At 41.2% G+C, this 22,674-nt stretch carries 20 protein-coding genes; 17 read left to right on the plus strand and 3 right to left on the minus strand.

From position 1 onward, the window contains the following. Positions 1 to 5 precede the first annotated feature (5 nt). The 9 genes from AMD01_RS03175 to AMD01_RS03215 all read left to right on the plus strand — a co-directional run bounded on the left by AMD01_RS03175 (position 6) and on the right by AMD01_RS03215 (position 8,799). Complete coding sequence (locus AMD01_RS03175; RefSeq protein WP_053399926.1) at positions 6 to 935, plus strand: ABC transporter permease; 930 nt, start codon at positions 6 to 8, stop codon at positions 933 to 935. Between the two features lie 3 nt (positions 936 to 938). Further along, entirely contained in the window at positions 939 to 1,883 is a 945-nt protein-coding gene (locus tag AMD01_RS03180) for an ABC transporter permease (RefSeq protein WP_053399927.1), read from the plus strand. Positions 1,884 to 1,886: 3 nt separating this feature from the next. Beyond that, a complete protein-coding gene (locus AMD01_RS03185) occupies positions 1,887 to 2,885 on the plus strand; it encodes an ABC transporter ATP-binding protein (RefSeq protein ID WP_053399928.1) in 999 nt (332 codons plus the stop codon). Between the two features lie 61 nt (positions 2,886 to 2,946). After that, positions 2,947 to 4,566: a peptide ABC transporter substrate-binding protein gene (locus AMD01_RS03190; protein WP_053399929.1), complete on the plus strand. Its 1,620-nt coding sequence runs from the start codon at positions 2,947 to 2,949 to the stop codon at positions 4,564 to 4,566. A gap of 126 nt (positions 4,567 to 4,692) precedes the next feature. Beyond that, the gene (locus AMD01_RS03195; RefSeq protein ID WP_053399930.1) at positions 4,693 to 5,793 is read left to right on the plus strand and encodes a dipeptide epimerase; all 1,101 of its coding nucleotides are present in this window, start codon (positions 4,693 to 4,695) and stop codon (positions 5,791 to 5,793) included. Next, positions 5,786 to 6,697: a C40 family peptidase gene (locus tag AMD01_RS03200; RefSeq protein WP_053399931.1), complete on the plus strand. Its 912-nt coding sequence runs from the start codon at positions 5,786 to 5,788 to the stop codon at positions 6,695 to 6,697. The genes AMD01_RS03195 and AMD01_RS03200 overlap by 8 nt, the downstream gene beginning before the upstream one ends. 32 nt (positions 6,698 to 6,729) lie before the next feature. Then, positions 6,730 to 7,734 (plus strand): ABC transporter ATP-binding protein, encoded by a 1,005-nt coding sequence (locus tag AMD01_RS03205; protein WP_053399932.1) that lies wholly within the window; start codon positions 6,730 to 6,732, stop codon positions 7,732 to 7,734. A 1-nt stretch (position 7,735) separates the two neighbouring features. After that, positions 7,736 to 8,518, plus strand: coding sequence for a serine hydrolase (locus AMD01_RS03210; RefSeq protein WP_053399933.1), 783 nt, complete (start codon positions 7,736 to 7,738; stop codon positions 8,516 to 8,518). Between the two features lie 71 nt (positions 8,519 to 8,589). Next, positions 8,590 to 8,799: a holin gene (locus tag AMD01_RS03215; protein WP_083446399.1), complete on the plus strand. Its 210-nt coding sequence runs from the start codon at positions 8,590 to 8,592 to the stop codon at positions 8,797 to 8,799. A gap of 27 nt (positions 8,800 to 8,826) precedes the next feature. Here AMD01_RS03215 and AMD01_RS03220 read toward each other — a convergent pair whose 3' ends face one another. Then, complete coding sequence (locus tag AMD01_RS03220; RefSeq protein ID WP_053399935.1) at positions 8,827 to 10,245, minus strand: sensor histidine kinase; 1,419 nt, start codon at positions 10,243 to 10,245, stop codon at positions 8,827 to 8,829. Next, the gene (locus AMD01_RS03225; protein WP_053399936.1) at positions 10,242 to 10,934 is read right to left on the minus strand and encodes a response regulator transcription factor; all 693 of its coding nucleotides are present in this window, start codon (positions 10,932 to 10,934) and stop codon (positions 10,242 to 10,244) included. Before AMD01_RS03225 ends, AMD01_RS03220 begins: the two co-directional genes overlap by 4 nt. A 156-nt stretch (positions 10,935 to 11,090) precedes the next feature. Between AMD01_RS03225 and AMD01_RS03230 the strand changes: the two genes are divergently transcribed. The 4 genes from AMD01_RS03230 to AMD01_RS03245 all read left to right on the plus strand — a co-directional run bounded on the left by AMD01_RS03230 (position 11,091) and on the right by AMD01_RS03245 (position 17,619). Next, positions 11,091 to 11,840, plus strand: a complete 750-nt coding sequence (locus AMD01_RS03230) for an ABC transporter ATP-binding protein (RefSeq protein ID WP_053399937.1) — start codon at positions 11,091 to 11,093, stop codon at positions 11,838 to 11,840. After that, positions 11,837 to 14,443: an FtsX-like permease family protein gene (locus AMD01_RS03235; RefSeq protein WP_053399938.1), complete on the plus strand. Its 2,607-nt coding sequence runs from the start codon at positions 11,837 to 11,839 to the stop codon at positions 14,441 to 14,443. Before AMD01_RS03230 ends, AMD01_RS03235 begins: the two co-directional genes overlap by 4 nt. Before the next feature lie 83 nt (positions 14,444 to 14,526). Further along, on the plus strand, positions 14,527 to 15,078 hold the full coding sequence (locus tag AMD01_RS03240; protein WP_053399939.1) for a YdhK family protein: 552 nt from the start codon (positions 14,527 to 14,529) through the stop codon (positions 15,076 to 15,078). 384 nt (positions 15,079 to 15,462) lie between these two features. Then, positions 15,463 to 17,619: a type IA DNA topoisomerase gene (locus AMD01_RS03245; protein WP_053399940.1), complete on the plus strand. Its 2,157-nt coding sequence runs from the start codon at positions 15,463 to 15,465 to the stop codon at positions 17,617 to 17,619. Positions 17,620 to 17,658: 39 nt separating this feature from the next. Here AMD01_RS03245 and AMD01_RS03250 read toward each other — a convergent pair whose 3' ends face one another. After that, positions 17,659 to 19,095, minus strand: a complete 1,437-nt coding sequence (locus AMD01_RS03250; RefSeq protein ID WP_053399941.1) for an alanine/glycine:cation symporter family protein — start codon at positions 19,093 to 19,095, stop codon at positions 17,659 to 17,661. Positions 19,096 to 19,420: 325 nt separating this feature from the next. On the opposite strand from AMD01_RS03250, the gene AMD01_RS03255 reads away from it, so the two are divergent. The 4 genes from AMD01_RS03255 (at position 19,421) to AMD01_RS03270 (ending at position 22,637) form a co-directional block, all read left to right on the plus strand. Further along, on the plus strand, positions 19,421 to 20,623 hold the full coding sequence (locus tag AMD01_RS03255; protein ID WP_053399942.1) for a cytochrome P450 family protein: 1,203 nt from the start codon (positions 19,421 to 19,423) through the stop codon (positions 20,621 to 20,623). 226 nt (positions 20,624 to 20,849) lie between these two features. Continuing rightward, positions 20,850 to 21,368 carry a PCYCGC domain-containing protein gene (locus AMD01_RS03260; RefSeq protein ID WP_245638870.1) on the plus strand — a complete coding sequence of 173 codons (519 nt, stop codon included), beginning with the start codon at positions 20,850 to 20,852 and terminating at the stop codon, positions 21,366 to 21,368. A gap of 187 nt (positions 21,369 to 21,555) precedes the next feature. Further along, positions 21,556 to 22,131, plus strand: coding sequence for a DeoR family transcriptional regulator (locus AMD01_RS03265; protein ID WP_053399943.1), 576 nt, complete (start codon positions 21,556 to 21,558; stop codon positions 22,129 to 22,131). A gap of 38 nt (positions 22,132 to 22,169) precedes the next feature. Further along, positions 22,170 to 22,637: a FixH family protein gene (locus AMD01_RS03270; RefSeq protein WP_053399944.1), complete on the plus strand. Its 468-nt coding sequence runs from the start codon at positions 22,170 to 22,172 to the stop codon at positions 22,635 to 22,637. Positions 22,638 to 22,674 lie beyond the last annotated feature (37 nt).

Here is a 22,674-nt window from a genome sequence, read left to right on the forward strand (position 1 = left end):
TGACAATGGGAAAATATATAGTTAAGCGATTTGTCGCGATGATTGCTACGCTGTGGATTATTACCACACTTACGTTCTTTCTCATGCATATGATTCCAGGTTCACCATTTAACCAAGAGCGTAACACAAGCGACGTCGTTCAAAAGAACTTAGAGGCACATTATCATTTAGATCAACCGCTCTATACGCAGTATTTTCTTTACCTGAAATCGATCGCCACGTTCGATTTTGGTCCTTCAATTAAACAACCAGATTCAACGGTAAATGACTTGCTATCACGCGGTTTTCCAGTATCACTCGAACTTGGAACCGTAACGCTTATTGTTGCTATTATCTCCGGAATTATTTTAGGAATTATCGCCGCCTTATTTCACAACGGAATTGTCGATTATGTCGCTATGACCCTAGCTGTTTTAGGAATTTCTATCCCAAACTTTGTCATGGCTCCCCTGCTCATTCAGCAACTTGCTGTTAACTGGGAGATTCTACCTGGTGCCATGTGGACAAGCTGGAAGCACATGATTTTGCCAACTGTGGCCCTCGCTACAGGGCCGATGGCGATTATTGCACGTCTGACTAGGTCTAGTATGCTTGAGGTTCTTACACAGGATTATATCCGAACAGCGACAGCGAAAGGACTTACGCCGTTTAAAATCGTTGTAAAACATGCGCTTAGAAATGCGTTGTTACCTGTCGTGACGATCATTGGAGCGCTAGCTGCAGGTATTTTAACAGGAAGCTTTGTCATTGAAAAGATCTTCGCTATTCCTGGGATGGGGAAATATTTCGTCCAGAGTATTAACGATCGTGACTACCCGGTAATCATGGGGACGACCGTATTTTATAGCGCATTTTTGATTTTTATGCTCTTTGTGGTTGATTTAGCTTATGGATTTTTAGATCCTCGAATTAAGCTTCATAAGAAGGAGGGGTAAGGTATGGGACTTCCTACACAACAAGACCCGAATACGGTTTTAGATGAATGGTTTGTACCAAAGAAAAAAGATGCAAACGAAGCAGAAGCAGTAGTAAGACCAAGTCTCTCCTATTGGCAGGATGCTTGGCGAAGGCTGCGCAAAAATAAGCTGGCGATGACGGGGCTTGTAATGCTAATTGTTCTCATTATCATGGCAATCATTGGTCCCATCATTTCTCCTCATAGCGTGACAAAGCAGACGTTGACAGATCAAAACTTAGCGCCGTCCTCTACGCACTGGTTTGGAACCGATGATATGGGCCGAGATGTGTTCACACGAACATGGTATGGAGCTAGAATCTCGCTGTTTGTTGGATTTATGGCGGCCTTAATTGACTTTATTATTGGTGTGTTGTATGGAGGGATTTCAGGTTATAAAGGTGGGAGAACCGATAACATCATGATGCGTATCGTAGAGGTTTTATATGGTCTACCGTACCTTCTAGTCGTTATTCTTCTAATGGTTGTAATGGGCCCAGGTATGGGAACGATCATTGTGGCTCTTACTGTTACCGGATGGGTAGGAATGGCGCGAATTGTTCGCGGACAGGTGCTCCAAATTAAAAACTATGAATTCGTGTTAGCATCTCAGACGTTTGGAACGAAAGTATTTCGAATTATTCGTAAAAACTTACTTCCGAACACAATGGGCGCGATTATCGTTCAAATGACGTTGACGGTTCCTTCCGCCATTTTTGCTGAAGCCTTCCTGAGCTTTTTAGGTCTTGGCATTCAGGCTCCGTATGCGAGTTGGGGAGTAATGGCAAGTGACGGAGTAACAAGTATTTTAGCTGGCTACTGGTGGCGTTTGTTTTTCCCAGCTTTCTTTATTTCGATCACGATGTATGCATTTAACGTACTCGGAGATGGACTTCAAGACGCATTAGATCCGAAGTTAAGGAGGTAAAGCATGGAAAAAGTACTTGAAATAAAAAACTTACACGTCTCCTTTGATACATACGGGGGCACTGTAAAAGCAGTACGAGGAGTCGGATTTGATCTCCATAAGGGCGAGACAATTGCGATTGTAGGGGAATCAGGATGTGGAAAAAGTGTTACCTCTCAAAGCATTATGCGCCTTATTCCAAAAGCAACGGGACGTATTGCAGACGGCTCTATTTTATTTAAAGGAAACGATTTAACAAAATTAAAAGAATCAGAGATGCGTAAAATCAGAGGATCAGAGATCTCAATGATTTTCCAAGATCCAATGACTGCCCTGAATCCAACGATTACCGTTGGGGAGCAAATTACAGAAGGAATTATGCAACATACGAAAGCAACGAAGCAACAAGCAAAACAAAAGGCTGTTGAAATGCTAGAGCTAGTAGGAATTTCAAGTCCTAAGGAGCGCTTAAAGCAATATCCTCATCAATTTAGTGGTGGAATGAGGCAACGCATTGTTATTGCAATGTCATTGGTCTGCGAGCCGGAAGTCATTATTGCGGATGAGCCAACGACCGCTCTTGATGTCACGATTCAAGCTCAAATTCTCGAATTATTCCGAGATATTCAGCGTAAAACAAACGTTTCGATCATTCTCATTACGCATGACTTAGGCGTGGTTGCTCAAGTGACTGATCGAGTGGTCGTCATGTATGCAGGAAAAGTAGTAGAAGCAGGAACGAGACGAGAAATCTTTTATAACCCGCAGCATCCGTACACCAAAGGACTGCTAAATTCTGTTCCGAGGTTAGATTTGCAAGGTGGAGATTTAATTCCAATTCCAGGGTCACCGCCTGATTTATTCTCTCCGCCTACAGGGTGTGCGTTTGCACCAAGATGTCCGTATGCGATGGAAGTGTGTGACCGTGTCCATCCAAATGACACGATCATTAGCGAGGGACATCATACGAGCTGCTGGCTGCAGGATGAGAGAGCGAAAAAGCTTGTCAGTACGTTAGCATAAACGAAGGGGTTTTATCTGTTTTACAGATTACAATAGATGACTAGACTGAGGGGGATTTCGAATGAAAAAAGTGTTTTCGCTATGCGTAATGGTCATGCTTGTATTTGCACTTGCAGCCTGTACGGCAACAAGTGATCAAGCAAATGACTCAGAGAAAAGCGGTGGTAAAAAAGGATCAAAGGTTCTGTATTTAAACAATGGTCAGGAGCCTACTTCACTGGATCCGCCAATCGGATTTGATTCGGTTTCTTGGAATGCGCTAAACAACCTTATGGAAGGGATGACGCGTTTAGGGAAAGATCACAATCCTGAAGCTGCTACTGCAAAGGACTGGGATGTATCAGAGGATGGAACAAAATATACGTTCCATATTCGTGACAATGCGAAGTGGTCAAACGGTGATCCTGTAACAGCGGGAGACTTTGAATTTGCTTGGAAACGATTATTAGACCCAAAAACAGCTTCTTCTGCTGCGTTTTTAGGTTACTTCATTAAAGGCGGCGAAGAATTTAACACGGGTAAAGGAACAGCAGACAACGTACAAGTAAAAGCAACAGATGATAAAACACTAGAAGTAACGTTAACAAGTCCACAAGCGTATTTCCTAAGCGTTATTGCAAACCCAGCATTTTTCCCAATCAATCAAAAAGTGGCGGAGAAAAATCCGAAATGGTATGCAGAGGCTGACACATTTGTTGCCAATGGGCCATTCAAGTTAACAGAGTGGAAGCATGACAGCAATTTTGTTATGAAGAAAAACGATCAATATTGGGATGCGAAAAATGTAAAGCTTGATCAAGTAAATTGGGCTGAAGTGAGCGATACAACGACTGAATATCAGCTTTTCCAAACAGGAGAACTTGATACATCGGGCGTACCATCTGATTTAAGCGATAAGCTTTTCAAAGATGGTGAAGTAAAAGTAGATGACCAAGCAGGTGAATATTTCTACCGCTTCAACGTAAACATGGAGCCATTCCAAAATGCGAATATTCGTAAAGCGTTCGCAATGGCGGTTGATCAACAAAAGATCGTGGATTACGTAACAAAAAGAAAACAAAAGCCAGCTACTGCATTCGTTTCACCAGGCTTTAATGAACCTTCAGGAGATGACTTCCGTAAAACAGGCGGAGATCTTGTGAAATTTGATAACAAGGAAGCAAAATCATTGTTAGAAAAAGGGATGAAAGAAGAAGGATACAGCAAGTTACCAGCTGTTACATTAACGTACAGCACAAGTGAAGATCACAAAAAAATTGCAGAAGCAATGCAAGATATGCTGAAAGAAAATTTAGGCGTTGATGTGAAGCTTGCGAATATGGAGTGGAACGTGTTCCAAGATGAGCAAAAGAAGCTTAAATTCCAATTCTCACGTAGCTCATTCTTAGCTGATTACGCTGATCCAATTAACTTCTTAGAAAATTTCCAAACGGGTCATTCAATGAACCGTACAGGGTGGAGCAATCCGAAATATGATGAGCTAATCAAACAAGCGAAGAGCGAAGCCGATGAAGAAAAACGTTTTAAAATTATGCACGAAGCAGAACAAATTTTATTTGATGATATGCCAATCTTACCGATTCATTTCTACAACCAAGTGTACTTGCAAAATAAAGACGTAACAGGAATTGTCCGTCATCCTGTTGGGTACTTAGAACTTAAGTGGGCAGACAAGAAATAAAACAGCACAGCTAGGAAGGTGTCCATGGGCAACACGCCTGGGCACCTTCTTGCATATAGTGAGTAGATGATGAATTAAAACGATAGGCTTTTTCAAGCACGATAGATAGACGGGGAGGGACTAGAAATGAAGATTACAGACTTACATACGTACCGAGTCGCAGTACCATTACATAAACCATTTAAAACAGCGCTTCGCACGGTTCACTTAGCCGAAGCGATTATCGTAAAGGTGATGTGTGATGACGGAACAATTGGCTGGGGAGAAGCGCCCCCAACAGTAGTAATTACAGGTGATAGCTTAGATAGCATTGAAGCAGCGATTCAGCAGGTGATTAAACCAAAGCTAATCGGAAGGAATCTCTTACACTATGAAGCTCTTTTTCATGATATAGCCTCTAGCATCGTTCGAAACTCAAGTGCAAAAGCAGCTGTGGATATGGCCCTATACGACTGCTTGGCACAGCATAGCGGTTTGCCGCTGTATCAGTATCTTGGTGGGTACAGAGAAGGTCTTGAAACAGACTACACGGTAAGCGTAAATGAGCCAGAAGAAATGGCGGATGATGCTGTGCAGTACATAAAGGATGGATTTGACGTTCTGAAAATCAAGGTTGGAAAAGATGACATTCAAACCGATATTGAGCGCATAAAACGAATACGCCAGGTGGTTGGCAATGAGCCCAAAATACGTCTAGACGCCAATCAAGGATGGAGCGTAAAAGAATCTATTTACGCGATTTGTCAAATGGAAGATTTGGGACTCAATATTGAGCTAGTAGAGCAACCCGTGGTCGCGTCAGACATCGCAGGTCTAAAAAGAGTAACGGATCACGTCAACACGCTCATTATGGCAGACGAAAGTGTATTTACACCTAATCAAGCGCTAGAGGTAGTAGCGACGAGAAGTGCGGATTTAATTAACATTAAGCTTATGAAAGCAGGCGGCATTTATCAAGCTGAAAAAATTAACGCCCTTGCTGAATTAAACGGCATTCAATGTATGGTCGGAAGCATGATTGAAACAAAGATAGGCATTACGGCTGCAGCCCACTTTGCCGCTAGTAAAAAGAACATTACGCGTTTTGATTTTGATGCACCGCTCATGCTTGCAGAAGATATCGTCACAGGCGGTATTCACTACAGTGGACGCCACATTTCATTCGCTCAAAAAACGGGCCTTGGCATTACGGATGTGAATTTAAAAGGAGGCATACAAATTGGGTAAATCATTTGTTATAAACGTACCGGTCGCAACGATTTGGACATCTCATGACTCACCAAGAGAGTTGGATCAACAAGCGGTGAGCTATCCTGCAAATATTGAAGGATGGATTAAAAGCTTAAGTCATGATCAGCTTCTTGATCTATGCAATCACAATCTTGTTCAAACACAGGTGCTTCTTGGTCAAAAAGTTGAGATCATCAGTGAGCACGGTGAGTGGGTGGAAGTGGTCATTCCTGAACAGCCGTCTTCAAAGCAGGAACGAGGCTATCCTGGGTGGATGCCAAAAAGGCAGCTGTCAGAAGTGGATGAGTGGAACGTTGAGCAATCTCCGCTTATCAGCGTTATTAAGCAAACAGCATGGCTATATGATGAGGAAGATCAGCCGCTTCTTCACGTAAGTTTTCAAACGAGGCTACCGGTCGTAGAGGAATTAGGGACATACATCCGCGTTCGAATACCTCAAGGAACAGCACGTGTAAAAAAAGAAGATATTACGTTCTTGCATTCGGTGAACGAACTTCCAAGAGGAAACGGGGAAGGAATTGTCGGAGCCGGAAAAGCGTTTATTGGTCTTCCTTACTTATGGGGTGGAATGAGTGGATTTGGGTTTGATTGTTCAGGGTTTAGTTACACAATGTGCAAAGCAAATGGAATCATGATCGCACGTGATGCGCATGACCAAGCAGCCGCAGGTGAGAGCGTACCGTTTCATCAATTGAAGCCCGGCGATCTCCTATTCTTCGCATATGAAGAAGGGAAAGGAAAGCTTCATCATGTGGGGATTTATTATGGAAACGGAGAAATGATTCATGCTCCTCAAACAGGAAAAGGTATTGAGGTCATTGAATTAAAAGGCACCATCTATGAAAAAGAGCTCTGTCATGCGAGCCGATATTGGAAATAAGATAGCTTTTTGAAAAAATGGAGGGGTTAGGCATGGAGAAGGAACGTCTATTGATGATTCAAAACTTACAAAAATATTTCCCAGCAGATAAAAATCAAGTCGTCAAGGCGGTCGATGGTATTTCGTTTGATATCTACAAAGGAGAAACGTTTGGTTTAGTAGGTGAGTCTGGATGTGGAAAATCGACAACGGGAAGAACGATTATGCGGCTGTACAATCGCACGGACGGAAAGGTTCTCTATGAAGGACGCGATATGGACGAGTTATCTGAAAAGGAGCGCACCAAGTATCAGCGCAAAATTCAAATGATTTTTCAAGACCCATATGCATCGTTAAATCCTCGTTCAACCGTGCGAGATATTATCGCAGAACCGATGGAAGTACATCGATTGTATCCGAACAAGAAGAAACAAAATGAGCGCATCTATGAACTTCTAGAACTTGTCGGGCTTAATCGTGAGCATGCCAACCGCTATCCGCATGAATTTAGCGGCGGGCAGCGTCAGCGAATTGGAATCGCTCGTGCACTAGCGCTAGAACCAGAGTTTATTATTGCAGATGAACCGATATCCGCTTTAGATGTGTCTGTTCAGGCGCAAGTAGTCAATCTATTAAAAAAGCTTCAAGTAGAACAAGGACTTACGTATTTATTCATTGCGCATGACCTTTCAATGGTAAAGCATATTAGTGACCGAATTGGCGTCATGTATTTGGGAAATATGATGGAGCTTACGACAAGCGATGAGCTCTATAAAAATCCTCTTCATCCATATACGCAGGCGCTTCTATCAGCCATCCCAATTCCTGACCCTGACGTAGAGGACAAGCGTCAGCGTATTATTTTAAAAGGGGAAATACCAAGTCCAATTAACCCGCCGAGTGGCTGCACGTTCCGCACGCGCTGTCCTCATGCCATGGACGTTTGCGCAGCGAAAAAACCAGTTTGGCAAGAAGCTGAGAGCGGTCATTTTGTAGCGTGTCATCTGTATAATCAGGAAATAATGGACAAGCAAAAACAAGAAGTGACAACAAGTTAAGATGAACAAGGTTCAAGATTTACAGAATACAATCGAGAACATTGTGAATGGGATCAGTGGACGTATGGGTGTCTATGTCCAGCTAGGAAACGAACATATTAATGTGAACGGCGATCTGTCTATGCCATCTGCAAGCCTCATTAAAATTCCTATTTTGCTCGAACTCTTTCATCAAGTAGAACAGGGTCTCATTCATTTACGTGAGATAAACGAAATAAAGGATTTTAAGAGAGTCGGCGGAGCAGGAGTTCTTCAGTCCCTTACGAACGATGTGAAGCTCACGTGGTACGATTTGGCCGTGTTAATGATCACTGTTTCAGACAACATGGCGACAAATGCGCTTATTCATCGTTTGAACATGAATGCCGTTAATGATTATTGTCACGCCTTCACAGAAGCGACCGTGCTGCAACGAGAAATGATGGATTATGAGGCGATCAAAAAAGGGAAGGATAATTGGACGTCTGCGCGCGACATGGTGAAGCTTTTAACATTGATAGAAAATGAACAGTTTTTGTCACGTGAAAGCAGGCAAGAGATTTATTCAATCTTAACCAAACAGCAATTTCAAGATAAGCTCCCAGCGAGAATGGATGATACCGTTACAATTGCCAACAAAACAGGAGAGTTAGAAGGCGTTGAGCATGATGTCGCGATTATTGATGGCTATGGACAGCGTATATATGTAGCGGTTCTAACTCATCAGCTCGTCAATTCCTATAAGGGACGATCCGCTATTTCAGCCATTGGGTATGAACTATATCAGTATTTGAAAAAAGCGTAAACGCGTCTATCACCTTATTCTAGCAACTGCATATGCTAATAGAGAAGTTGCTAAAATAAGGAGTGATGACGATGGGACGCTGGAAAAACTACGGACTGTGGGTGTCGTTAGCATCTTTACTACTTATGATTCTTCAATTATTTGGGGTGCAAATTTCCACTGAAAAGTACGACATGGTCGTTAACGCTGCATTAACTTTTCTTGTTGCAGCAGGAGTCATCAGCAATCCTGCTACTGTAAGCAAATGGTTTACAGATGATAAAAACGATCAAGTAAAATAAATATTTATAGGAAAAAGCCGATTTCAGCTATGAGATCGGCTTTTTGTATATATAAGGAAGTGAAATGGTCACCGTCGTTCCTTCCTCTAGCTTGCTATCTATGAAAATAGTTCCTTCATGTCGCAAAATGACCTGCTTGGCAATAGAAAGTCCTAATCCGCTTCCACCTGTTTTTCGATTGCGTGATTTTTCTCCTCGATACAAAGGTTCAAAAATGTAAGGAAGCTCGGTTGATGAAATTCCTATTCCGTTATCCATAATGATTATATGAACAAAATCTGGGTCTGCCGTTGAAACAGCGATCGTGACCTGACCATGTGTTTCCGTATAGCGAATAGCGTTTCCAATTATATTTTCCAAGGCTCGTGATAAGAGAAGGTAATCACCGTTTATGTGAATGCTATTGTCGCACTTGGAATAGATAAGCTCAATATCTTTCTCTCTCGCCATTGATGAAAATCCCATGATCATGTCAGAAAGGAAAGGATGAAGCAAAATTTCCTGCTTTTGAAGAGGAGCTTCTATGTAGTTCGTAGTGGTATACGTATGTAAATCATCAATTAATTGATTAAGTAAGCTCGCTTTTTGATAGCTAATCTCAATGTATTTATTTAGTTTTTCAGGTGTTTGCGCAATTCCTTGTTTGATCCCTTCTAATGAACCTCTAATCGTGAACAAGGGTGTTCGCAAATCGTGAATGATGGACGAGATAAATAGCTTTCGTTCCTTTTCCATTGTTGCCTGTTTTTGCAATGATAATTCTAGCTCTACTTGCATCGTTTGAATGGCCATAGACAGCTCGTTAATTTCTTTTACAGGCGTAGTAGGAACGGGGAAGCTAAAATGTTGGTTGCTAATCAAGGCAGTCGCATGTTGAAACTCCTTTAACGGATAGAGAATTTTTTGTTTAACGAAACGAAGGCTTACCGCTAAAATGAAAGAAAAAAAGAAAAGCCATACAAATAATCCGCCCCACTCAGTGATGAGGTAATGAGTCCAAGAAGTTTTTCGCGGTATGAAAGAGCGCTGGTCCTGCACATATACGGTCCCAATTAGCCGATTGTTTTCAAAGATAGGATAGTGCTCAAGAGTTGTTCCCGCTTCCTCTATTTGAACTGCTGACGTTGAATGAAGCTGATAACTATTTGTGTGAGACAGGTTAGAGAAAACTGTTTGTTTAGCGCTATTTAACAGCTCCAAACGAATTCCTAGCTTACGTGAAGAGTGATTTAGCGATTGCTGATAAGATGGTTGATCCCATCTGTGTACTTCTTCTAAAACATGACTCTGTAACCACGGGGTTGTACTTTCTAATTCATCTTGATATGGAGAAGAAAAGTAATCATAGAAATAAACCGTTACCCTAGTCATTACAATCGGAACGATTAAGAATAGTAGTAGAAAAAGGAGAGCCCATTTTTTAATCGAGAGCTGAAGTCCGTTCATCCTATTCTCTCCTCTGCTTTGTATCCAACTCCCCACACAGTCGAAATCTGAAATGAGCTTGTTTTTGTTTCTATTTTTTCGCGTAGCTTTGCGATGTATACACGAACCGTATGAGAGTCCCCGTCTTCATATCCCCAAATTCGTTGAATAATTTGTTCATGCGTAAACACTTGATTGAGGTGAGATAAAAATAACTTCATTAACTCAAATTCCTTTGCAGTTAGAACTACTTCCTGCTCGTTAACCTGTAGCCGTCTTGTGGAAAGCTGCAATTCCACATCGCCACATCTCACCACCTCTGAGCGTAGAGAAGTAGATTGATCACGATAGACTCTTCGGTTAACAGCTTTGATACGAGCGATAATTTCTAACGGCGTCGCATTTTTGACGATGTAATCATCTGCTCCGATCGAGAGCCCGCGAATTTTATCCGTATCGTTTTGCAAGGCGCTTAAAAAAAGAATAGGTGTATTATAGCGCTCTCGAATTTGCTTGCAGAGAGTGAACCCTGATTCACCTGGCATCATAATATCAAGCAAAATAAAATGAATGGTCGTTTGAGCGAGAATTTTTTTTGCATCGTCTCCAGTCGTAGCTTGGTAGACCTCGTATCCTTCTACTAGTAAAAAGTCTTCTAGCAATTCCGCAATTTCTTCTTCGTCATCAATAAGTAAAATTCGTTGCTTCATATTTGATCCCTCACAGTTGTCTTATTCGACCTCATTATACCAAATAAATCCTTTTTGCATTGTTTTACTCCCGAAAATTGATACTTTTTTGATATTTCATGAACAGTATGTTGAGACTTTTCTTCTAAAGTTACATGTACAAGGAGGTTTTACATAATGAACCAAATAGTAAAAGTAGAAAACGTAAGCAAAGTTTATGAAGAGGGAAACCGATCGTTTTATGCATTAAAGGGTGTAAGCATGGAAGTGAAAAAAGGTGAGTTCCTCGCAATTATGGGAAGAAGCGGCTCGGGAAAATCAACCTTGTTAAATATGCTCTCTGGATTAGATCAACCATCAAAAGGTAGCGTCTTTTTAAATGGTCGTTCACTCTACTCGCTAGGGGATAAACAGTTAACTAACATTCGGCGTCGAGAGGTGGGGTTTATCTTTCAATTTTTTAATCTTCTCCCGGTCTTAACCGTGTTTGAAAACGTCGTATTACCATTAGAATTAGCAGGTCAAAAGCGTACTCGAAAATCGGGAGAGGAGCTTTTAAAACGGTTAGGAATCGATCATTTAAAGGATCAATATCCTTCGCAATTATCAGGTGGTCAGCAGCAGCGTGTTGCTATCGCAAGATCTTTAATTACCAAGCCAAGTATTATCCTCGCTGATGAACCAACAGGAAGTCTAGATTCTAAGACTGGAAAAGAAACACTCGCTATTTTGCGGGAGTTTTGTGATCACCTTGGTCATTCTCTCGTCATGGTGACTCATGATGCAACCGTTGCGTCCTACGCGCATCGTGTGTTGTTTTTGCAAGATGGCAGGGTGAAGGATGAACTAACCTTACTAAATGAGGGATACAGTAGAAAAGAGTACATTGCTCAAATCACTGAACGAGTAGAAGGAATGATGGTATGAAGACGATCCTCAAGTTAGCCGTTCGCTTAATGACCGCTAGAAAAAGCCGGACGATTTTATCTATTGCCGGCGTTTCCATTGGTTTTTCTCTTTTAATTGCAGCAACCGTTTTGATAGCAACATTAGAACATGCCAATACATCAATTGTTAAGGAGAAGTATGGTGATTATGATTTAGTAGTAGGGTACCAAAGTGCAGAGTCTTTCATCACGCCGCATATTGTACATAAAATTCAGCATTTAGATGACGTGGAGAAAACAACGCCCTTTTTATATCCGTATATCGGAAAAGAACATTCGTTTCAAGATGAAATGGCGCTTCAGCCGATGTATATTGGCGTAAAAGATGAGCAGCTAGCAAGAGAACATCAGCTGACGAAACTATCATCCGGAAGGTTGCCAAAACGTGGTGAGGTCGTGATTCCATACAGCCTTTCTAAAGCTGAAAATCTACATATTGGCTCAAAGCTTCAGTTCCCCTTTCCGCCTCAGCGTCCACAGGAGGTACGCGTTTCAGGGATTTTGAAGAAAGATCAAGCACTACAATCCATCGTGCTTTTTGATTTTAGATGGTTAGGTGATGCGACGGGGCAAATCAATCATACAACGACGCTACTCATTAAATTAACAGATGCTAAACAGAAGCAGCACATTATTAAACAATTAAAAGAGATCGATTCGGACTTTTACATCGATCCACAGTCAATGAAGGATAAAGAACAAGATCAAATGGGTGGTTTAAAGCCTGTCGTGTCAGGACTCGGAGTCGTTATTGTGTTTGGAAGTATGCTGTTATTTCTCAGCACGCTGCAAATGTCCATTCAAGAACGTAAACGAGAGTTTTCAGTACTTCGATTAATAGGCGCACAGAAAAAACAGCTCATATGGATCATTTTATATCAATCTGTCATCATGAATGTGATATCAGGAATGATTGGATTGCTAGGGGGAATGGTTTTATCCATTGTCTTAAAAAGTACGGTCGCGCAAATAAGTGGAATAATGATTCAGAAGCTAGCTATACACTGGGGAGCTGTTTTTGGAAACACGCTACTAGCTATTGCCTTGACGATTATGGTGAGTGTACTACCAGCAGTTGGGGCAGGAAACCAATCTCCGCTTCAAGCCTACCGGGCGTCTTATGATATTAGAAAACAACGGTTATTATCCGTGATCACAAGCGGTGTTGCTCTCGCACTATCGATGAGTATAACCTTTTGCAACTATGTGTATATTCATAGTCCAAAGCTATACCTATTAGCGGTAGGGTTACTCATTCTTTCTGTGTTACTAGGTTTATCCTTATTTATAAAAAATACGATTCTCGTCTTGATGAACGTTTTTTCTGCATTGTTTTCTTCATACGGAAAATTGATAGGAAGAAACGCTGTTCGGCAATTAAGGAGAAGTACGCAAATCGTAGGCATCGTGTTACTAGGAATTATGGTTTGCATAGTAGGTACAGGAATTCTAACTGTCGTAAAGAATGGAACGGAGAAATCCATTCAAGATCAGTATCCTCTAAGTCATGTCATTAGTTCAAATTCAGCGTATGATGAACGAGGTCTTTCACCCGAATTCTACGACCGCATTGACTCTATTCCTCATGTAGAGGCTGTTCCTGTTTTTAAAAGTATCGCGGCTTATACACAAGGATTAGATATGAATAGAGTAAAAAAAGATGACAAGCTCATGACCTATACAATCAACGGACGTCAAGAAGTGATGATAGGAGTAGAGGGGGTAGATTTTCAGAGAATGAGTCAGTCATTACCATTACACGTAGTAGAAGGCACGACGGATCTTAACGATAATCATGTGGTTATCACACAGTACACAGCAAAGCTTTTAGGCTACAAAATAGGTTCTATGATAAATGTTATTGAGGATACAGCTGTTTCGTTTACGAAAAATGAACTGACTGTAAACGAGAAGCAGAAAATGAAGAAATCTGCACGTTTTAAAGTAGTCGGCATTATTAAAACATTGCCATTAAGTGATCCAGAAGACATGGGAGTGTATGTGTCACCTTCCTTTATGAAAAAGCGGTTTAGTGTTGATACGTTAGATGAAGTTCATTATAAGGTAACATCAAAGGCGTTTGAGGACCAAGTCGAAAAAACGGTACAAGATGTTACGACAAACGAGCCATCTTCTAAAATCATTCTTTTTAATCTGCAGGAGGAACTGAATCAGTTATCTAGGCAATTTAATCAGCGCTTTTCAATTTTGATTGTCACCGTTTCACTAATATGCTTCTTATCTTTTATTGGGTTAATGAATAGTATGGCTAGCAGCTTACGAGAACGAGTGAGCGAATTTGCAACGCTTCGAGCGCTTGGGACAAATGCGAGACGAATTGTACAAATAACCGTTGCAGAGGGAATGGTGCTTACGTTCACAGGTGGGCTTTTAGGAGCGGTCTTCGGTACGATTATTCTTAATCAGCTCTTACTAGCACTTGATTATCACAAACTAACTATCTCATGGCCATTCGTTTCACTAGCGTTACTCGTATCACCCGTAATTGGTTTTTTGGCAACCCTTTCCCCTGCGTTATCGCTGCGCAAGCGACCTATTTTACAAGACCTTTCAAAAGAATAAAATTCCTTATCTTCACAATATCTACACAAGCGCTGGTTACAATAGAACCAAACAACTACATTGTGAGAAGGTGAGGAATAAAGATGAAGAAAACATGGCTAGCGATAGGGGCTGCTGCAATAATTGCGTTAAGTGGTTGCAGTAGTTCTGGACACGATGAGAAGTCAGATGGTCAATCTCATGAGATGAACCATGAGGGAATGAATCATTCGAGTAGTGGAGAGGTTCCAAAAAATCTTCAAGCGTCTCAAAACCCAACGTTTAAAATTGGAAGTGAGGCAATCATGAAGGCTGATCATATGAAGGGAATGGACGGAGCAAAAGCGACGATTGTTGGCGCCTACGACACAACTGCGTATACCGTTTCGTATACACCAACAACCGGTGGAGAGAAAGTAGAAAATCATAAATGGGTCATTCAAGAAGAGGTAAAAGGAGCTGGGAAAAAGGAGTTAAAACCTGGAAAGGAAGTAACTCTTGAAGCCGATCATATGAAAGGGATGAAGGGTGCTGAGGCAACCGTTGATTCAGCTGAAAAAACGACGGTGTACATGGTGGACTACAATCCAACAACGGGTGGTAAAAAAGTTCGCAATCATAAATGGGTAACGGAAAGCGAGCTTTCAAAGCCGTAAAGAACAGATCGATTTGATCTGTTCTTTTTTTATGTGTGTGAATATACTAACCTTCACCTTGCTAGGAAATAAGGGTTTGCAGTTGTTACAGGCGTCTTTTTCTTCTTTCAGCCGCTCGTTGGCGCTATTCTTGGCTGGCTTTTGCTACATGAACAGCTTGGAATCGGCTTTATTTTCGGTGCAAGTCTTATTTTAGCGAGTGTGATGCTTGTATTAAAAGCAGAAGCATAAATCTTTTGAACCCTCTTCAAGCGGCTATTCCACTGAGAGGGTTTTTATTTTTAGCGAACGCTCGTTTTGGTTTTAAGTAGGGTAACGGGTATTTCTATGGTAAAATAAATCAATCAGAGCTAGAAATTCGAACGAATACAAGGTGATTAAAAGATGAAATTAATTATTGCAGAAAAGCCGTCTGTCTCACGCAATATTGCAGATGCGCTTAAGATAAAAGGAAAGCAGGACGGTTACTTTGAAGGAAACGGCTATATCGTGACGTGGGCGTTTGGTCATCTTCTTCAATTATATGATGCAAAAGATTACGATGAAAAAATGTCAACGTGGAAGATGGAAAACTTTCCGTTTATTCCGCAAGCCTTCAAATACAAAGTAAAAAGCGATCCGAAAAACCGCGAAAAACCGGATAGAGGAGCACAAAAGCAGCTGAAGATCATCCACGGATTAATGAAAAGACCTGACGTAGACGGAATTATTTCAGCCTGTGACTATGACCGCGAAGGACAGGTTATTGGCGATAGCATTATTTATAATCTGCGAACGGATAAACAAGTCTATCGTTTACTTTTAAACGAATGGACGCCCGCTGAAGTGATGAACGGTCTGCAAAATGTGAAGCCCAATACAGAGCTTCGTCCTCTGCAGGATGCGGGGGTAAGCAGACAGTGGGCTGACTGGGTCATTGGCATTAATTTAACGTCTGTTGCGACGCTGAAGTATCAAAAGGGAAAAGGAAAAGCGCTGAATATTGGGCGTGTCTTACTACCGACGCTAAAAATTATTTACGATCGCGACCGAGAGATTGAGACGTTTGTACCCGAGAATTACTACAAGCTTCAAGGGACGTTTAAAACGCAGCAAGGAGACGAATACGACGGCACGTACACAGAAGGTAAGGACGACAAATTTAAAGCAAAAGAAACGCTTGATGAAATAAAGGCGATGCTTGAAGATAAGTCGGGCGTAATTCATGATAAGCAGGTTCAAAAGAAAAAGGAATACCCGCCGTTTTTATTTAACTTGTCGAATCTACAAGGTCATATTACAAGTAAATACAAAGGATGGACGTCAGATAAAGTGTTAAAAGTAGCACAGTCCCTCTACGAGAAAAAGTTCATCACGTATCCAAGGACTGCGAGCATTGCACTTGAGGAGAGTCTAGTTGGGAAAACCGCAAAAGTACTTGAAACGCTGTCAGAGGGGCTGCCTTATAAGGACGAAATTAAGTTTGTAAAATCAAAGCGCGTGTTTGATAATGCCAAGGTAGATAGCCATAGCGCTATTATTCCAACTTATGTGAAGCCGAAAAAGCTGTCACCAGATGAGCAACATGTGTATGATGCGATTAAGAATCGCTTTATCATGCAGTTTATGCCGGTTGCAGAGTATGAAGAAACGCGGATTGAAACGAAAATTAAAGATGTTGCGTTAAAAGGTCTGTTCATCTCAAAAGGGAAAGTGCAGCTAGTAGAGGGATGGAAAAAGGTTGAGAAGGTGCAGTCAAAAGATACGATCTTACCGCTCGTTCAAGCGAATGATCCCGTGGACTTAGTGAAAAGTGAGGTAACAACTCACACAACAAAGCCGCCAAAGCAGCATACAGAAAAAACGCTTCTTCGCGTCATGGAAACGTGCGGGAAAAACTTCGAAGGAGACGGAGACGATGAAGAGAGCGTTCATGCCATTTTAAGTGGTTTTAGCATCGGAACACCGGCAACGAGAGCAGAAACGATCAAAAAGCTAAAGGATGTTGGATATATCGAATCAGAAAACAAAAACCTGTTCTGTACAAAGCTTGGTCGCGATTTGGTTGACACATTCCCGATTAAAGACCTGTTTAATCTCGAGTTTACCGGTCGATTGGAAAAATCACTTCACGATATCGAAAAACGCACCGTTACAAAACAGGAGTTTTTACAGCTTATTTTTGACTTTACCTCACATTCGGTTGAAACGATTAAAGGAGAAAAAGACGTGACGATCAATGAGGTAACGTCACAGCGTCGTACGAATGAGGTCATGGGCAAATGTCCGCTTTGTGGCCATGCCGTCATTGAGGGGCAAAAAGGATTTGGCTGCAGCAATTGGAAAAATGGCTGTAAATTTGTGATTTGGAAAAACGATAAGTTTTTAGCAACGATGAAAAAGAAGCCAACAAAAACGATGGTCAAAGCCCTGTTAAAAAACGGAGTTACGACTGTAAAGGGGCTAACGAGTAAAAAAGGAAACAAATTCGATGCGAAAATGCGCTACGAAAAAAATCCTGATAATGACTATTTCAGTTGGAAGATGGAGTTTGATAAATAACAAAAGGAGAAATGCACGGTGCATTTCTCCTTTTGTTATTTAAGCATTATGTTTTTCTAAATTTCTTTTTGATGGTGAGTCTTCCCATCCTTCAATGCCATCAAGTCCTGGAATGCTATCACGATAAAACACAGGATCTTTTCCTTGTTTACGCTGACGCATATAATCTTTCAGTGCCGCAAAGGCAATTTTTGATAAGAACAAGATCGATAGAAGGTTAACCACAACCATTAGACCCATAAACAAGTCCGCTAAGTTCCACACTAGACTAATTTTTGCTACGGAGCCGAATAAAATCATGATTAGAACGGCTACTCGGTAGACACTTAACCAAACTTTTCCACCATTTAAAAATTCAATATTTGTTTCGCCGTAGTAGTAGTTCCCGATAAGCGTACTAAAGGCAAACAAGAAAATCATAATGGCTAGCAGTGCACTTGCCCAAGAGCCAATGTGCGTATTAAGAGAAGCTTGTGTTAACTCAATCCCGCTTAGATTCGTCGTTTTGTACACGTTCGAGAATAAAACGATAAACGCCGTACTTGAACAAATGATCAGCGTATCTGTTAATACACCGAAAGCTTGAATAAGACCTTGTTTTGCAGGGTGACTAGTAACAGCAGTAGCGGCAGCATTTGGTGCACTACCCATACCAGCTTCATTTGAGAAGAGACCACGTTTGATTCCGTTCATTACGATGGCACCTAACGTTCCTCCTGCTACTTGTTCAAATCCAAAGGCATTTTTCACGATGAGAGAAATAACGCCCGGTAGCTGTGTGATGTTCATTACGACAACAAGAACAGCGATAGCAATATAAAGAACAGCTAAGATTACGACAATATATTCGGACATTTTGGCAATCCGTTTAATCCCACCGAAAATGATAAAGGCAAAACAAACTACCATAATGATACCTACAACAAAGCGGTTTGTATCAAATGCTTGTTCGAATGCGAGCGTGATGGTATTGGATTGCACGGCATTAAAGATAAGCGCGAATGATAAAGTAATGAGGATAGCGAACAGAATTCCGAGCCAGCGTTTCTTTAACCCTTTTTCCATGTAGTACGCAGGGCCACCGCGGAAACCGTCACCGTCTTTAATTTTATAAATTTGTGCGAGCGTGCTCTCAATAAATGCAGACACGGAGCTAATGATTGCGAGAATCCACATCCAGAAAATAGAACCAGGTCCACCTAAGTGAATAGCGATGGCGATCCCTGTAATATTTCCTGTTCCAACACGTGCCGCCATACTAATACAAAATGCTTGGAAGGGAGTAATTCCTTTTTTGGATGATCTTCCTTCCATCAACACGCGCAGCATTTCAGGAATTAATCGAACTTGAAGGAATTTTGAGCGGAACGTAAAATACAATCCAACTCCGATTAGTAAGACAATTAATAGCTTGGACCAAAAAAAGTCGTTCACGTCCAGCACCCATAGCTCAAAAGGGCTTGGAGTATTGTTCATTTCATCACCTCATAAAAATGGAATTTAAGTAACCAGGTGTATACATATGTATGTTTACCCATTGCTACGAGAAAGAATCTTTCTCCAAAAAAATACTTATGTTAGAAAACATGACATTAAAAATTGATTATATACTAGGAACATCATGATGTAAATTCCAAATGTAACAAATTTTAAAAGGGAATTCCTTCTTGTAGAAAATTTTTCGTTTGTGGAAAACGCTATCACACAAGCCCGTAAAGAGTTTCAGAACATTTGTAAAAATAATCTCTCTTAATTATACTGAATATACTGATATATTTGATAAGTTCAGAGGAGGAAGACGATGGAAACAGAGACAAACATATTTTCGCCTGATTTTCGAAAAAATGACTATGAATTTTATAAACGTCTACGTGCGGACGAACCGGCTCATTCCTTTTCACTTCAAGGAGGGAGAACGGGATGGTTAATTAGTCGCTATGACGATGTGGTAGAACTCTTAAAATCGAGTAGCTTCATCAAAGATCAGTCAAAGGTTTTTGGTGCAATTTCTTCTGCAGATGCACACTCCAACGAAGCTAAGCTTTTTCATAACATGATGTTGAACGTAGACCCTCCTGATCATACAAGACTTCGACGCCTCATGCAGCCTAGCTTTAATCCAAAAGAAATGTTGAAACTAGCACCTCGTATCGAGCAAATTGCCGATAGTCTTCTTAAAGATATGGAACATATGGAAGGTTCTTTTGATTTAATTGATGAGTTTGCCTTTCCGCTTCCTATTATCGTCATCAGTGAATTACTAGGCGTTCCTGTTGAAGATCGCCATAAATTCCGAAAGTGGTCCAATACGATTGTTTCAGCGTCAGAAAATGAACATAGCAAATTTGCAGAAGATGTGAAAGCTTTTGTAGAGTACTTAGATTACTTAATTAAAGAGAGACGAGAGAATCCACAAAATGACCTAATTACAGGGCTTATTCATGCCGAAGAAGAAGGAGACAAGCTCCAAGGGAATGAGCTTTACTCGATGATTTTTCTTTTAATTATTGCGGGCCATGAGACAACGGTGAATTTGATTGGGAACGGTATGTATGCGTTATTTGAACATCCGAAACAACTAGAGCTTTTGAAAAGTGATCCTAATTTAACCGAAACAGCCATTGAAGAGATGTTACGCTTTCATAGTCCAGTCGATTCATCAACAGCTCGCTGGGCAGATGAAAATATTGTTCTTCACGGTAAAACGATTCAAAAAGGAGATATGGTCATCGCATCTATCTCTTCTGCAAACCGAGATGAGCGGAAATTTAAAAATCCACACCTGCTTGACATTACCCGGAAGCCAAATCCACACATGGCGTTTGGATATGGCATTCACTTTTGTTTAGGTGCACCTTTAGCGAGGCTGGAGGGAAGTATTGCGTTTCGGAAATTACTTCGTGCTTTTCCTCATATTACGCCTGCGGGATCACTATCAGACTTGGAATGGCGGTCTGTATTTTTATTGCGTGGTTTGAAAGAATTGCCTGTACTACGAGCTTAATGATGAAAAAGGTTGCGTCTATTTGGATGTGATCTTTTTTGCTTCCCGTTCTTAACATGCGCTTTATCCGCCTCGAACGCTCTCTTCACAGCGAAGAACCTGCCGAGATACATTTCATTGTACATCCATAAGGATCTTACGAAAGTTATAGAATGCATGAATTTGGTAAATAGTAAAACATACGCGTTGTTCAAGTACGTTATATTATAAAAAGGGATGATGAAACATGAAAAAATCCGTATTGACTCTTCTCATCGGTCTCGGAACGATGACGACAGGCTGTGCACAACAGCAGCCGCATACTATTCTTTCAAATGACAAAATGGAAAGTCATGCTGCGGAACATAAACATCATGCAGAACACACCGTGGCTGATATTCGTGAGCAGACGCAGAATTCAAATGACTTGCCAAGCTTTTTAAATAAGCAACCAGACGACATGAAGCGATTATACAGTGAAGTAGCGAAACATCGAGCACTTCTCGAGAACATTCCGTGCTTTTGCGGATGCGGAACAACGGCTGGTCATAAAAACAACTATGATTGCTTTATCTATGAAAATAAGGACGACGGAGCTGTCGTTTGGGATGATCATGCTACGCGCTGTGGGGTATGCTTGAAAATTGCCGATGAAGCGATTCAGCAATATGATAGCGGTGCTTCTATTAAAGAGATTCGAGCGATGATTGATAAAAAATATGAAAAGGGCTATGCGACGCCAACACCAACACCTCCTGTGAAGTAAGCAGTGAAGCGAAAGAGCCTGTTCGTATGAACGGGCTCTTTGTTGTGTCTGCAGATGTGGAATTCTCACAAATAATCACAGAAAGTACCAGGAAAATGCTTGATTCGTGAATGAGGATAAAATATTCTTAAGATAAGAGACTTTTATAGGGGACGTCAAAATAAGCGAAAAGGAGGATGTAACCACAGTGTTACCCATTGATCGACAACATCAAATACTAGAATGGCTACAGCAAGAAGAAACGCTTCGTGTCTCTGATATTAGCAACCGTTTAGATGTTTCGGAGATGACCGTCTACCGGGACCTTAAACCGTTAATTGACTCAAATCAAGTGATTAAAACTTCCAATGGAATCGCTCTACGGAAAGAAGAGCCTGTTTTTGCAAATCGATGCTCATACTGTGCAAAAGAAGGAACAGGTCGTCTGTCAATTCAAATCATTACGCACCAACAGCAAATCGAGCATACGTGCTGTGCTCACTGTGGGCTGATGAGATACGAGCAGATGAAAGAGCAAGTAGCTCAAGTAATTGGTCGAGATTTTCTGTTAGATACAACGGTAAGTGCTAAGATGGCAACTTTTCTTATTGGTAGTGAATTAGCTGTACAGTGCTGCGATCCTCAAGTGTTGGTATTTGCATCAGCCAATGATGCAAAAAGGTTTCAAGCCGGGTTTGGTGGTCAAATTTGTTCGTTTGATGAAGCAATTAAAATCATCCATGACAAAATGAATGGAACCGGCTGTTGTTCATCAAACGAATAGACAGAAAACAGACGATTGACTAGTGAGGGGCTGGGAGAATGAAACGAATAGGGGTAAGTGTACTTGTAAGTGTCGGGATTTTATTGGCGTCGGGCTGTTCAAACGATACGGCAACAGAAGCAACCGTGCCAAAGCCAATTGAGGTTAAGTTTGAGATTCCAAAAGAAGTCGATACAAATAAAGAGGAACAGTTGATGATTCACGTCACGCAAGGAACCAAAAATGTGAATGATGCAGACGAAGTAAAGTTTGAAATTTGGAAAGCAGGAGCAGATGAAAAAAGCGAACTGATTAAGGCGACTGCTGCAAAAAAAGGGATGTATGCGATTCAACATCGTTTTTCGGAAGCAGGCGTGTATTTTGTCCAAACACACGTGACGGCTCATGATATGCACAATATGCCGAAGACATATGTCGTGGCGGGAGATGTACCAAAAGCAGAAGTAGAGAAACTGACAAAAGACATGGATAAAGAGAAATCACAGCATATGCCAGGACATCACTAATGGAGATGGAGATGGAGATGGAAAAAGCATTCTACTA

Origin of the sequence: Priestia koreensis (genome assembly GCF_001274935.1) — a bacterium.
GTDB lineage: Bacteria > Bacillota > Bacilli > Bacillales > Bacillaceae_H > Bacillus_AG > Bacillus_AG koreensis.